We start from the raw sequence: 13,758 nt of genomic DNA, 5'->3' as shown, positions 1-13,758 counted from the left end.
CGCGACCGGTCCGCCCTCGGCGGTCAGACCAGCCGCTCGATCAGTTCGGCGGCGAGCGGAGCGGCGGAGGCGGGGTTCTGGCCGGTGACCAGGTTGCGGTCGACGACCACGTGCGGGGCCCACGGCTCGCCCTCCTGGACCAGGACGCCGGCCTCGGTGAGGCGGTCCTGGAGCAGCCACTTCGCCCGGTCGGCGAAACCGGCCTGGGTCTCCTCCGCGTTGGTGAACGCGGCGACCCGGTAACCGGCGAAGGCGTTGGCGCCACCCGCCGTCGTGGCGGCCAGCAGGGCGGCCGGGCCGTGGCAGACCACGCCCAGCGGCTTGCCCGAGGCGAGGGCGTCGGCAAGCAGCCGGCCGGAGACCCGGTCGACCGCGAGGTCCTCCATCGGCCCGTGGCCACCCGGGTAGAACACGGCGTCGTAGTCGTCCGCGCGCACGTCCTCCAGCCGGACCGGACGCTGCAGCCCGGTGAACGCGGCGAGGGTCGCGGCGACGTGGTCGGCGCCCTCCTGGCCACCGTTGACCTCGGGGGCCAGGCTGCCCCGGTCCACCGTCGGGACGACCCCGCCCGGGGTGGCGACGGTCACCTCGTGGCCCGCCGCCCGGAACGCCTCGTACGGGGCGGCGGCCTCCTCCGCCCAGTAGCCGGTGGGGTGCTTGGTGCCGTCGGCCAGCGTCCAGTGGTCGGCGCCGGTCATCACGAAGAGGATCTTCGACATCGGGTTGCTCCGAAGGGGTTCAGAGGGAAGGGGTTCAGGGGGGAGCGGACCCGGGTGGGACGGGGCGACGCTCCGCGGTTCCCGACGCGCCGGGCCCGGACCGCCCGTGCGGCGACGGGCCGTCAGCGCGGTGACGAGATCGACAGTAGGGCGGCGGCGCGCGCGGGACCAATGGCGGATCCGATGTCCGGTATCGGGATCCCGATGGCCGCCGGGGGCCCGACCGGACCGGTGACCCCCGGCTGGCGGTCCCTGGACCGGCCCGATGCCCAGCCCCATGATCAACTCCCGCGCGGCCGGGAGAGCGGCCGCGCCGGCCGTGGCGGCCGTCCTGCTCGGCGCGTCCGCGACGGCGTGCGACGTCCTCGACACACCGGTCTCACCTCCGGGGACCGCCGCGGCCGTCGCCGTGACCCCGGCCGTACCCGCTCCGCCGACGACCCCCGCGACGGCCCCCGCCACAGAGCCCCCGGCGGCTTCCCCGACGCCCCGCCCCACGGAAGAGGAAGGGCAGCTGCAACGAGCCGCACCGCAGGTGCAAGGAGCACGGCGCCACCGCGACCTCCGCCGCCGGTGTGGCACTCACCTGCCGGACGGCCTCCCGGGACGGCCGTCTGCGCCGGCCGGCCGCCGGGGAGTGATCCCGCGACCGGGGCCCCCGGCCGGCGAGGACCGCGCCGGGGGCCCCGGACCGGCATCCGTCAGCCCGTGCAGGTGGTGGCGGGCTTCTCGTCCAGGAAGCCGTACTTGAGGAGGGAGGACACGTAGTACGGGTCCGTGCCCAGCTCCGCGGGCTTCAGGGCGGCGTCCTCCTTCAGCCACTGCTGGACACCGCCGCCGGGCTGGGCGAAGGCGGCCGCGATGTGCCCCTGAAGGACCTTGAACTCCTTCACCACCACGTAGCAGTGGTAGCTGTCCTGGGGCACGCCCTGCGCGTCCGGGATCGGGTTGAGGCTGTCCGGCGGGATCGCCCGCGCGGAGTACGCGGTGCCGGCCGTGGACAGGTAGCGCCCGCCGGCGGATCCGAAGCGGTCGAGCTTCGTGTCCTTCGGCACCGTCGCCACGGCCTGGTCGACCGTGCCGTTGACCTCGCGGAACCCGTCCGCCGCCGGGTACTTCCAGTCCAGGCCGTCGCGGTACCAGGAGAGGAACTGCTGGGGCGTCAGCCCGCCGAAGCGGTAGTAGCCGTTGAGCAACTTGCCGACCGGTCCGGCCGGCAGGGTCCGGGGGCCCAACTCCTTGAACCCGCAGTAGAACTTCTTCTTGTCGTCGTCGGTGGGCCGGTACTGCTCCCTCGGACAGTCCGCGGGCTCCGCCTCCACGGAGGCCACCGCGGCGGCGGCGCTCTGGGTGGCGGCCGTACCCGTCACCAGCAGGGCTGCGGCCATGGAGAGGGCGGCAAGGGTTCGAGAACGCATGGAGCGATGCCTCCGGGTGATGGTCAGAGACCAGGGTCGGCGCGGGAGCGCGGAACGGCTCTGTCAGCACCGGAAGTTACACATCACCACGACATCACTTCGTGGGCGAAACGCTCCGGCGCCCACCCTTCACCCGTTCGGCAGCTCGGGCCGACAGGCGGGCAGGCGTGGCGGCCGGCGCGCCGATCTCGACGGTGCCCCCGCTGTTCGTCCTCGCCCTGCCGGGCAGACACATCGTGGGGCCGCACCGCTCAGCCGTCCCACTCGCGCCCGCTCACGCCGTTCTCACCGATGGGAGCACCCTCCATGGCAGATCCCCACCCGTCCGACCCCCACCCGCCCGCCGCCGTCCCCCGGTTCCCGGCCGGCTTCCTCTGGGGCGCGGCCACCTCCGCCTACCAGGTGGAGGGCGCCGCCGCCGAGGACGGCCGCACCCCGTCGATCTGGGACACCTTCTGCCGCGTCCCCGGCAGGGTCCACCGGGGCCAGACCGGCGACGTCGCGACCGACCACTACCACCGCTACCGCGACGACGTCCGGCTGATGGCCGAGCTCGGTCTCACCGCCTACCGGTTCTCGGTCTCCTGGTCGCGCGTCCGACCCACCGGGCGCGGCCCCGCCTCACAGCGCGGTCTGGACTTCTACCGCCGCCTCGCCGACGAACTGCTCACCGCCGGGATCACACCGGTCGCCACGCTCTACCACTGGGACCTGCCGGAGGAGTTGGAGGCGGCCGGCGGCTGGCCGGAGCGCGCCACCGCCGAGCGGTTCGCCGAGTACGCCGCGCTGGTCGGCGAGGCCGTCGGCGACCGGGTCCACCGGTGGACGACCCTCAACGAGCCCTGGTGCAGCGCCTTCCTGGGGTACGGCTCCGGCGTCCACGCTCCCGGCCGCACCGACCCGGTGGCCGCCCTGCGCGCCGCCCACCACCTCAACCTGGGCCACGGCCTGGCCGTCCAGGCCCTGCGCGCCGCTCTGCCGGCCGGGGCCCTGCTGTCGGTGGCGCTCAATCTGCACGCGGTGCGCCCGCTCACCCCGTCCGCGCCGGACCGGGACGCGGCACGCCGGATCGACGCCGTCGGCAACCGCGTCTTCCTCGGGCCGATGCTGGAGGGTGCGTACCCCAAGGACCTGCTGGACGACACCGCCGGTCTCACCGACTGGTCCTTCGTCCGGACCGGCGACCCGGCGACGGTCCACCAGCCGCTGGACTGGCTGGGCGTCAACTACTACACGCCCACCGTGGTCTCCGCGACCACCGAGGGGACGGAACCCGCGCGCCAGGACGGCCACGGCGGCGGCCAGGTCTCCCCCTGGCCGGGCGCGGACCGGGTGGGCTTCCACCGGGCACCGGGCGACGTCACCGCGATGGACTGGGCGGTCGACCCGTCCGGCCTGCACGAGCTGCTGACCGGGCTGGCCCGGCGGTACCCGGGGCTGCCGATCGCGGTCACCGAGAACGGCGCGGCCTACGAGGACGAGGTCGGCGCGGACGGCGCGGTCGACGATCCCCACCGCGCCGCCTACGTGCGCGCCCACCTGGCGGCGGTGCACCGGGCCGTCACCGACGGCGCGGACGTGCGCGGCTACTTCCTGTGGTCCCTGCTGGACAACTTCGAGTGGGCGTACGGGTACGAGAAGCGCTTCGGGCTGGTCCACGTCGACCCCCGGACCCTGGCCAGGACCCCGAAGTCCAGCGCCCACTGGTACGGGCGGGTCGCCCGCAGCGGCGAACTGCTCCCCCTCGACGGGGCGTAGCCGGTGCCCGGCCTCCGGGGCCGCGACGGCCGGGCACGGGCCGGCCGGGGTCCTCTCACGGACGGGCGGGCACCAGGGCGGTGAGGACCCGCCGGGTCTTGCTCCCGGGGTTCCCTGAGAGCAGGACCCCCCGGTCCCGTACGGCCGATTCGAGCTTCCGCTGCTTGCGCGCGACCCGTTCCGCGAACGCGTCGGGTTCCTCGTCCTCCTCGGGCTTGACCCGGATCGAGACTTCGAGGAAGTCCAGACCGCCGACCGCCCACCGCTCCAGGTCGGCCTCCAGGTCGTCGAGCGGCACGTCCTCGGCCTTGGTGGAGGCGATCGGGCCCAGTACGACGAGTCCGTCGATCCGCACCTCGGGTGCGCACCCGCGGAGGAACTCCCGCTGCCGGACGCCGAGCGGTGCGGCGGTGTCCGCCCCGGGCGCCACCGCGTCCAGCAGCGCCGCCTGCGGGTGCGTGCCCGTCGCGGACGCCGCGAGCGTCCGGCGATTCCCCGCCAGGTCCTCCTCGATCCGGTACTCGAACGACTCCTCCTCGAACGGGCGGGTGAACGGCCCGACCAGCTGTTCCCCGGTGCACGGGCGCAGCTTGACGGTCAGCTCGTCCGGTGTGTCGCCGCTCCGGAGGCGCACGATCACCCCGCCGTCCAGCAGGGGCAGTCGTCCGTCGGCGACGCCGTCGCGGTCCTCGGCGAACCAGATGAGTCGCTTCCGCGTACCACCCCGGGGTTCACCCAGGGCCGCCAGGGCCTCCTGGACGTCGCCGTCGACATTGACCTTGATCTCGACCGGAAGGATCATCACCTTGCTCCCGTCACGCACCGTCGCACGTCGCCGGGAGAGGCCGAAGTCGGGCCGGGGTCGGGCTGTGCACGGGACACGCCCGGAGGCTCGGTGACGATTCCCGCGCGCTCACGCAGCCGCACGGTTCCAGGATATCCGCGCCGCCCGGGACCGCAGTTCGGCGGGCCCGGGAGCCCTGCGTCGCGGGCCGCCGCTGCTGCCGCCCGGGCCCGGCGCTGGTGCAGGCGGGTGGCGCGCGGCCGTCCGGCGTGAGGGCGGAGGCGATCGGGGGCAGGCGTCCCTCATGGTGCAGATCGGATACACGATGATGACCGAGCAGCGAGCCCCCCGTGACCTGGTCGCGGACGTGGTGCGCGCCGAGCAGGCCGGGTTCGACTTCTCGGTGATCTCGGACCACTACTTCCCCTGGCTGGACGAGCAGGGCCACGCGCCCTACGCCTGGGCGGTGCTCGGAGCCGCCGCGCAGGCCACCTCCCGGATCCCGCTGATGACCTACGTGACCTGCCCGACGTTCCGCTACCACCCGGTGGTGGTGGCCCAGAAGGCCGCCACCCTGCAACTGCTGTCCGAGGGCCGCTTCCGGCTCGGCCTGGGCAGCGGGGAGAACCTCAACGAGCACGTGGTCGGCCAGGGCTGGCCGAGCGCCACGGTGCGCCACGCGATGCTCGCGGAGGCGGTGGAGATCATCCGGGCGCTGTTCGACGGCGGGTACGTGACCCGGCACGGCCAGTACTTCGACGTCGAGGGCGCGCGGCTGTGGGACCTTCCGGACCTGCCGCCGCCGATCGGGGTGGCGGTGTCCGGGCCCGCCTCCGGGAAGCTGGCCGGCCGGCTGGCCGACCTGGTGATCGCCGTCGAGCCCGACCCGGCCCTGATCGCCGGGTTCGCGCGGCACGGCGGGGCCGGAAAGCCCGCGGTGGGCCAGTTGCCGGTCTGCTGGGACCGGGACCGGGACGCCGCCGTACGACGGGCGCACGAGCAGTTCCGTTGGTTCGGCGGCGGTTGGAAGGTCAACGCGGAACTGCCGGGCACCGCGGGTTTCTCGGCCGCGAGCCGGTTCGTCCGGCCCGAGGACGTCGCCGAGGCCGTTCCCTGCGGCGACCGGGTCGAGGACTTCGTGGAGGCGGTGCGCCCGTTCGTGACCGCCGGGTTCGGGGAGGTCGCCCTCGTCCAGGTCGGCGGCGAGAGCCAACCGGCTTTCCTGGACTGGGCCGAGGGCACGCTGCTGCCGGCGTTGCGCGCCGCGTTCTGAGCGCGGCGGCCCGGGGGCACCCGCCCGGCGGGCCGTGGTGCCGGGTGCCGCGACGCCGGGGGCTGCCGGGGGCTGCCGGTTCCCCGGCTACGGAACGTCGAACTCGGCCCAGACCACCTTGCCGGGGCGGCCGGCGAGCGGCGCGTGCCCCCACCGGCCGACGAGCAGCGCGACGGCGTGCAGGCCGTGACCGCCGAGCTGTCCGGGCGCGTGCGGCACGCGCGGCCGGGGCGGCGCGTCGGAACCGTCCAGCACCTCGATGCGGAGGAGGTGCGCGGTGGCGGACAGGACCAGCTGGTCCGGCCCCCCGGCGTACCGGCAGGCGTTGGTGACCAGCTCGGAGACGACGAGCAGCACGTCGTCGGCCCGCGCCTGCTGATCGGGGTCGGTGGTCGGCAGCCAGCCCCAGTCCTCCAGGGCCGACCGGGCGTGGTCCCGGCAGCGCCCGACCACCCCCGGACCGCCGCCCGGGGTCAGCCTGCGGGTCTGCCCCGTGGCCGGAAGCCCGGACAGGACCGGCCTGCTCATCGTCCGGTACTCACTGATGCTCATCTGTCCTCACTCCGACGCGACCCTTGCGACACCCTGCGGCTCCCTGCGACCGGAGGGGCCGGGTGACACGCCCGGCCCGCCGACCACCGGTTGTCCACCCGCGGGGGTCTTGTGCCCCGAGGTGCTCCGGAAACACCGCCCGGTGACCGGCCGGGCGCGTCGCGGGACCCGTCGCGGGGCCGTCGCCCGGCACGACCGGCACGGCCGGCGGTGCAGCCGGGGACGGGGCGAAAACGGTCGCCGCCACCGAAACACCTCCGAATCGTGGAGGAAAAGTGAAGATCGAGTGGGCATCTGGCGAATGTAAGTCTGTTCGGGTCGAGGCCGGGCACGTGAGTCCCGTCGTCACCCGCGAATGATCATCAGCAGAGGAGAGAGAGCATGCCGACCGTCGTGTCCCGCCCTTCGACCACTGCCCGCACCCACCGCCCTTCGGCCCCCGGCGCGGTCGGACCTGTCTCGACCGGTGACGAGGTGACCTGCCCGGCCGACCTCGCCCGGGTCGCCGAGCAACTGGGAATCGCCGCCACCCTGCCCTCGGCCACGTGCCCGGCCGACGCGCGCGAGCTGTCCAGGGCGCTGTTCGCCCGGCTGCGCGCGGCCGAGGAGGGCACCGCCGAGTACTCGTACGTGCGCGGCACCCTGATCGAGCTCAACATGGCGCTGGTGAAGTTCGCGGCGAGCAGGTTCACCCACCGCAAGGAGCCGATCGAGGACATCGTCCAGGTCGGCACGATCGGCCTCATCAAGGCCATCGACCGCTTCGACCCGTCCTTCGAGGTCGAGTTCTCCACGTTCGCGCTGCCCACCATCAGCGGGGAGATCAAGCGGTTCTTCCGTGACACCGGCTGGATGGTGCACGTGCCGCGCCGCCTCCAGGAGCTTCGCCTGGTGCTGGCCAAGACCAGCGACGCCATGGAGCAGGTGCTGGACCGCGTCCCCACCCCCGGCGAGCTGGCCGCGCACCTGGACCTCACCGAGGACGAGGTGCGCGAGGGCCTGATCGCCTCCCAGGCGCAGAGCGCCGGCTCCCTCGACGCCCCCGCGCCCGGCAACGGCGGGGCGGACGGGGGCGACGCGCTGGGCGACCGGATCGCGCAGGAGGAGAGCGCCTACGAGACCGTGCTCTGCCTGGAGACCCTCAAGCCGCTCATCGCCGCCCTGCCCGAGCGCGACCGCACCATCCTGTCGCTGCGGTTCGGGGCCGAGCTGACCCAGCTGGAGATAGGCCGGCGGCTGGGCATCTCGCAGATGCACGTGTCCCGGCTGCTCACCCGCATCCTGTCCGGTCTGCGCGCCGAGCTGCTGGCCGAGGCCTGACGGCGCCGGGGCGGCCCACCCCCCGGGCGTGAAACCGCGATCCGCGGGCAGGCGCCCACCATGAGTGGCGAACAGATGGAGAGGGAACGGAAGTACGACGGCGGACGGCCGCTCCGGCGGTTCGAGGACCTGCCGGGCGTCGCCCGGGTCGTGCCCGGCGAACCGCACGACCTGGACGCCGTCTACTACGACACCCCGGACCTGCGGCTGCTGCGCCGGCGCATCACCCTGCGCCGGCGCACCGGCGGCAAGGACGCCGGCTGGCACCTCAAGCTGCCCCGTGACGGGGACACCCGCGAGGAGATCGCGGAACCGCTCGACGCCGGTGCACCCGGCCAGGTGCCGTCGGCACTGACGCCGAGGCTGGCGGTGTTCGCGCGGGGCGGCGCGCTCGCACCCGTCGCGCACCTGCACACCCGCCGGCGCCGCGAGCTCCTGCTCGACACGGCGGGGACCACGCTCGCCGAGATCGCCGAGGACCGCGTCACCGGCCAGGTCTTCGACCGGCCGCGGACGCCGCGCGGGACCGGCTCCGCGCCCGGTGCCGGCCGGGCCGCCGGCACCCCCGCCCAGCTGACCGCCTGGACCGAGACCGAGGTCGAGCTGGCGGAGGGCGGCACCGCACTCCTCGACGACGTCGAGGCCGCGTTCACGGCGGCGGGCGGGAGCCGCTCCCGCTACCCGTCCAAGCTCGCCCGGGCACTGGACGAAACCCGGCAGCAGGCCCCGGACCGGGTACCACTGCGCCCCGGAACGCCCGGCGCGGTGGTGGGCGCCGCCCTCCGTGAGCAGGTCGGGACACTGATCGCGCTGGACCCGCAGGTGCGCCTGGACGAGCCGGACGCGGTGCACCGCATGCGGGTCGCGGCCCGGCGGCTCCGCAGCCTCCTCAAGGCCCACCACCGGCTGTTCGACCGCGGGCGCGTCGAGGAACTGGCCGCCGAGCTGCGGTGGCTCGGACGGTCTCTGGGCCTGGCGCGGGATCAGGAGGTGCTCGGCGAGCAGCTGGTCGCCGCAGTGGACGAGCTGCCCCCGGAGGTGCCGCGCGGCGACCTGCGCGCCCGGCTCACGGCGCGGTACGCCGACCGGTACCGGGAGGCCTGGGAGCACGCGGTGGCCGATCTCACCACCCCGCGCTACTTCGCCCTCCTCGACGCGCTGGAGTCCTTCGCCGACGATCCGCCCCTCACCGGGAAGGGCCGCGGCGGCGACGCCGCCGGGCAGCTGTCCCGCACACTGCGCCGGGAACAGCGCCGGACGGTGGAGCGGCTCGACGCCGCGCTCGCGACCGCCCCCGGGCCCGAGCGCGACGGCGCGTTGCACCATGCGCGCAAGGCGGCCAAGCGGGCCCGCTACACGGCGGACAGCGTCCGCCCGGTCTCCGCCGGGCGCGCCGAGACGTTCTCCCGGCGGATGAAGGCCCTGCAGCGGGCCCTCGGGGACCACCAGGACACCGTGATCGCCCGCGGGGCCCTCCTGGACGCGGGGACCGGACCCTCGGGCGGTGACGCTCACGCGTTCGCCTACGGGGTGCTGTACGGACTCCGGCGGGACGCCGCCCGGGCGGCCGAGGAGCGCCTGCCCGACCTGTACCGCCGGGCCCGCGGGCGCAAGCTCACCGACCTCGGCTAGCCGGCGGCGGGCAGCTCGTCGATCACGGTTCTCCGGCGCGTGACCGCCCCCGGACAGCCCCGGTCGGACGTGGGCCCGGTCACTTTCCGTCGGTGCTACGGAAGTCGCCCTCGGCCGAACGGGTGCGGTACGGTCCGGAACGGTACGGACAGGTGCCTGACACGGCTTCGGCGCGGCCCTTCGGTCGGACGTGCGGCCGGATCGGGTGTTGACTGCGACGGGCCGTGCGGCCTGTCGCCCTACAGAGGAAGGCGACGTCCTCGATGGCTGGCACGACGAAGCCCCAGGCTCAGCACGCGGCCGACGGCGGCACGGCGCAGGTCGGTGAACCGGATCTGCGGCGCCTCCTGGCCGGGCTGACGGCCGTGCGCGACGGAGACTTCGGCACCCGCCTTCCCGACGACGCCGACGGCCTGTTGGGCGAGATCGCCACCGTGTTCAACGGCATGGTCGACCAGCTCTCCCTCTTCACCTCCGAGGTGACCCGGGTCGCCCGCGAGGTCGGCACCGAGGGCCGGCTCGGCGGCCAGGCCGAGGTGCCCGCCGTGTCGGGGACGTGGAAGGACCTGACCGACTCGGTCAACGCGATGGCCGGCAACCTCACCAGCCAGGTCCGCGACATCGCCCAGATCGCCACCGCCGTCGCCAAGGGCGACCTCTCGCAGAAGATCACCGTCACCGCGCGCGGCGAGATCCTCGAACTCAAGAACACCGTCAACACGATGGTCGACCAGCTGTCCTCCTTCGCCGACGAGGTGACCCGGGTCGCCCGCGAGGTCGGCACCGAGGGCATCCTGGGCGGCCAGGCCGACGTCAAGGGCGTGTCGGGCACCTGGCGCGACCTGACCGACTCGGTCAACTTCATGGCGGGCAACCTCACCGCCCAGGTCCGCTCCATCGCCCAGGTGGCCACCGCCGTCGCGGAGGGCGACCTCTCGCAGAAGATCACCGTCACCGCGCGCGGCGAGATCCTCGAACTCAAGACCACCATCAACACGATGGTCGACCAGCTCAGCGCCTTCGCCGCCGAGGTCACCCGGGTCGCCCGCGAGGTCGGCACCGAGGGCAACCTCGGCGGCCAGGCCACCGTCCGGGGTGCCTCCGGCACCTGGAAGGACCTCACCGACAACGTCAACGTGATGGCCTCCAACCTGACCGGACAGGTCCGCTCCATCGCCCAGGTGGCCACCGCCGTCGCCAAGGGCGACCTCTCGCAGAAGATCAACGTGGAGGCCAAGGGCGAGGTCGCGGCGCTCGCCGGCGTCATCAACACGATGGTCGACACGCTCTCGGCCTTCGCGGACGAGGTGACCCGGGTGGCCCGCGAGGTCGGCACCGAGGGGACGCTCGGCGGGCAGGCACGGGTCCCGAACGTGGCCGGCACGTGGAAGGACCTCACCGACAACGTCAACTTCATGGCGCACAACCTCACCAGCCAGGTCCGCAACATCGCCCAGGTGACCACCGCCGTCGCCCAGGGCGACCTCACCCGCAAGATCGACGTCGACGCACGCGGCGAGATCCTGGAGCTCAAGACCACCATCAACACGATGGTCGACCAGCTGAGCGCCTTCGCCGCCGAGGTCACCCGGGTCGCCCGCGAGGTCGGCTCCGAGGGCCGGCTCGGCGGCCAGGCCGAGGTGGAGGGCGTCTCCGGCACCTGGAAGCGGCTCACCGAGAACGTCAACGAGCTGGCCGGCAACCTCACCCGGCAGGTCCGCGCCATCGCCGAGGTGACCGGCGCCGTCGCCGAGGGCGACCTCACCCGCTCGATCACCGTGGACGCCTCCGGCGAGGTCGCCGACCTCAAGGACAACATCAACTTCATGGTGGAGTCGCTCCGCGAGACCACCCGGGCCAACGACGAACAGGACTGGCTCAAGTCCAACCTGGCCCGGATCTCGGCCCTGATGCAGGGCCGCCGCGACCTCGCCGTCGTCGCCGAACTGATCATGGACGAGCTGACGCCCCTGGTGTCCGCCCAGTACGGCGCCTTCTACCTCGCGGAGGACAGCGGGGACACGACCGTCCTCAACCTGATCGGCTCCTACGCCTTCCCCGCCGGCTCGACCCCCACCCGCTTCAGGCTCGGCGAGTCCTTCGTCGGCCAGGCCGCGCGCAGCCGGCGCACGATCGCCGTCGACTCCCTGCCCGCGGGCTACGTGACCATCTCCTCCGGCCTGGGCCGGGCCGAACCCGCCTCCCTGATCGTGCTGCCCATCGTGGTCGAGGGCCAGGTCCTGGGCGTCATCGAGCTCGCCGCCGTCCGCGACTTCACCTCGGTGCACCGCGCCTTCCTCGACCAGCTGATGGAGACCATCGGCGCCAACGTCAACACGATCGTCGCCAACTCCCGCACCGACGAACTGCTCGGGGAGTCCCAGCGGCTGACCGCCGAACTCCAGGTCCGGTCGGAGGAGCTCCAGGCCCGTCAGGAGGAACTGCAGTCCTCCAACGCGGAACTGGAGGAGAAGGCCGCGCTCCTCGCCGCACAGAACCGGGACATCGAGACCAAGAACCTGGAGATCGAACAGGCCCGGCAGGAGCTGGAGGACCGCGCGCACCAGCTGTCGCTGGCCTCCAGCTACAAGTCGGAGTTCCTGGCCAACATGAGCCACGAGCTGCGCACCCCGCTCAACAGCCTGCTCATCCTCGCCCAGCTGCTCGCCCAGAACCCGACCAGGAACCTGACGGCCAAGCAGGTCGAGTACGCGGGCATCATCCACTCCGCGGGCTCCGACCTGCTCCAGCTGATCAACGACATCCTCGACCTCTCCAAGGTCGAGGCGGGGAAGATGGACATCACCCCCGAGCGGATCCCGCTGCGCAAGCTGCTCGACTACGTCGAGGCCACCTTCCGGCCGCTGACGAGCCAGAAGAGCCTGCGGTTCACGGTCGAGACCGCGCCGACGATGCCGGCGGAGCTGCTCACCGACGACTACCGGCTCCGGCAGGTGCTGCGCAACCTGCTCTCCAACGCGGTCAAGTTCACCGAGAAGGGCGGCGTGGAACTGCGGATCGAGGTCGCGGACCACGCGCACGTACCGGAGGTCGCCCGCCGCGACGACGGCCCGGTGATCGCCTTCCACGTCGTGGACACTGGGATCGGCATCGAACCCCAGCACCTGGAGAGCGTCTTCGGGGCCTTCCAGCAGGCGGACGGCACCACCAGCCGCAAGTACGGCGGCACCGGGCTGGGTCTGTCGATCAGCCGCGAGATCGCCTTCCTCCTCGGAGGTGCGATCACCGCGGACAGCGTGCCCGGCCGGGGCAGCACCTTCACGCTCTACCTGCCCGCCTCCCGGACCGACTTCGTCGAACTGAACGCCCAGAACTCGCGGACGGCGCTGGAGAGCGGTACCGGCGAGGCCGCCGGCGCAGCGGACCGGGTCGAGGCCCCGGCACCCGCCGCGCCGCCGGAGACGGTTCAGCCCAAGCGGCTGCTCGTCATCGAGGAGCGTCCGCGCGGCCTGCTGTCACTGGTCGCGGAGAGCGCCGTCGCCGACCTCACCGGCCCCTCCGGCCTCGGCGACCCGCGCACGACCGTGGAGGTCACCACCACGGTGAGCGCCCACGAGGCGGCGGCGACACTGGCCTCGACCCCGTGCCACTGCGTGGTCCTGGAACTCGACCTGCCCGGTGGCGCGGCCCTGGACTTCCTGGAGGAGATGGCGCGGGACGCCGCCCTGCACGGCGTGCCGGTCCTCGCGCACAACAACCGGCGGCTGGGCGCCGAGCAGGAGCGCCTCCTGCAACAGCGGGCCACCCTGCAGCCGCTCGAACTCCTCTCCAGCCTGGACGAGTTGCGCGAGCGCATCGCCCTGCACCTGAGCGCGGACCAGCCCGGTGACGTGCTGCCGCTGGTACGGAGCGGGGATCCCGCCGTCGCGCTCGCCCAGGACGTCGACGGCTCCCTCGCGGGGCGGACGGTGCTGGTCGTCGACGACGACGACCGCAACCTCTATGCGCTGACCGGGATCCTGGAGCTGCACGGCATGCGGGTGCTGCAGGCCGAGAACGGGCGCGCGGCGATCGAGGCCCTCACCGCGCACCGCGGCATCGACCTGATCCTGATGGACGTGATGATGCCGGAGATGGACGGCTACGCCGCAACGGCCGCGATCCGGGCGATGCCCGAGCACGCGGATCTGCCGATCATCGCCGTCACCGCCAAGGCCATGGTCGGAGACCGGGAGAAGAGCCTCGCCTCCGGCGCCACCGACTACGTGACCAAGCCGGTCGACGCGCTCGACCTGATCGCCCGCGTCGAGCGGTGGCTGCGGCCGTAGCCGCCCGCCGTGC

General features: G+C 73.6%; 9 protein-coding genes. 5 read left to right on the top strand and 4 right to left on the bottom strand.

The annotated features are described in order from the left end of the window. Nucleotides 1–23 precede the first annotated feature (23 nt). Both PUR61_RS25675 and PUR61_RS25670 read right to left on the bottom strand, forming a co-directional pair. Entirely contained in the window at nucleotides 24–719 is a 696-nt protein-coding gene (locus tag PUR61_RS25675) for a type 1 glutamine amidotransferase domain-containing protein (RefSeq protein ID WP_329881760.1), read from the bottom strand. A gap of 701 nt (nucleotides 720–1,420) precedes the next feature. Further along, nucleotides 1,421–2,137, bottom strand: coding sequence for a TNT domain-containing protein (locus tag PUR61_RS25670; protein WP_329881759.1), 717 nt, complete (start codon nucleotides 2,135–2,137; stop codon nucleotides 1,421–1,423). Nucleotides 2,138–2,443: 306 nt separating this feature from the next. Here PUR61_RS25670 and PUR61_RS25665 point away from each other — a divergent pair, with 306 nt between their 5' ends. Further along, nucleotides 2,444–3,895, top strand: a complete 1,452-nt coding sequence (locus tag PUR61_RS25665; RefSeq protein WP_329881758.1) for a GH1 family beta-glucosidase — start codon at nucleotides 2,444–2,446, stop codon at nucleotides 3,893–3,895. Between the two features lie 55 nt (nucleotides 3,896–3,950). Here the strand turns inward: PUR61_RS25665 and PUR61_RS25660 are convergent, their stop codons facing one another. Beyond that, nucleotides 3,951–4,697, bottom strand: a complete 747-nt coding sequence (locus PUR61_RS25660) for a hypothetical protein (protein WP_329881757.1) — start codon at nucleotides 4,695–4,697, stop codon at nucleotides 3,951–3,953. Between the two features lie 286 nt (nucleotides 4,698–4,983). Here PUR61_RS25660 and PUR61_RS25655 point away from each other — a divergent pair, with 286 nt between their 5' ends. After that, nucleotides 4,984–5,952 (top strand): LLM class F420-dependent oxidoreductase, encoded by a 969-nt coding sequence (locus tag PUR61_RS25655; protein ID WP_329881756.1) that lies wholly within the window; start codon nucleotides 4,984–4,986, stop codon nucleotides 5,950–5,952. Nucleotides 5,953–6,039: 87 nt separating this feature from the next. Here the strand turns inward: PUR61_RS25655 and PUR61_RS25650 are convergent, their stop codons facing one another. After that, a complete protein-coding gene (locus PUR61_RS25650) occupies nucleotides 6,040–6,504 on the bottom strand; it encodes an ATP-binding protein (protein WP_329881755.1) in 465 nt (154 codons plus the stop codon). A 381-nt stretch (nucleotides 6,505–6,885) separates the two neighbouring features. Between PUR61_RS25650 and PUR61_RS25645 the strand changes: the two genes are divergently transcribed. The 3 genes from PUR61_RS25645 to PUR61_RS25635 all read left to right on the top strand — a co-directional run bounded on the left by PUR61_RS25645 (nucleotide 6,886) and on the right by PUR61_RS25635 (nucleotide 13,745). Further along, a complete protein-coding gene (locus PUR61_RS25645; protein ID WP_329881754.1) occupies nucleotides 6,886–7,824 on the top strand; it encodes a SigB/SigF/SigG family RNA polymerase sigma factor in 939 nt (312 codons plus the stop codon). Nucleotides 7,825–7,884: 60 nt separating this feature from the next. Further along, on the top strand, nucleotides 7,885–9,456 hold the full coding sequence (locus tag PUR61_RS25640) for a CYTH and CHAD domain-containing protein (RefSeq protein ID WP_329881753.1): 1,572 nt from the start codon (nucleotides 7,885–7,887) through the stop codon (nucleotides 9,454–9,456). 263 nt (nucleotides 9,457–9,719) lie between these two features. Continuing rightward, nucleotides 9,720–13,745: a HAMP domain-containing protein gene (locus PUR61_RS25635; RefSeq protein WP_329881752.1), complete on the top strand. Its 4,026-nt coding sequence runs from the start codon at nucleotides 9,720–9,722 to the stop codon at nucleotides 13,743–13,745. The last annotated feature ends 13 nt before the right edge of the window (nucleotides 13,746–13,758 follow it).

It is taken from the genome of Streptomyces sp. BE20 (assembly GCF_036322525.1).
Taxonomy (GTDB): domain Bacteria; phylum Actinomycetota; class Actinomycetes; order Streptomycetales; family Streptomycetaceae; genus Kitasatospora.
This window is presented reverse-complemented; position numbering and strand designations above follow the sequence as displayed.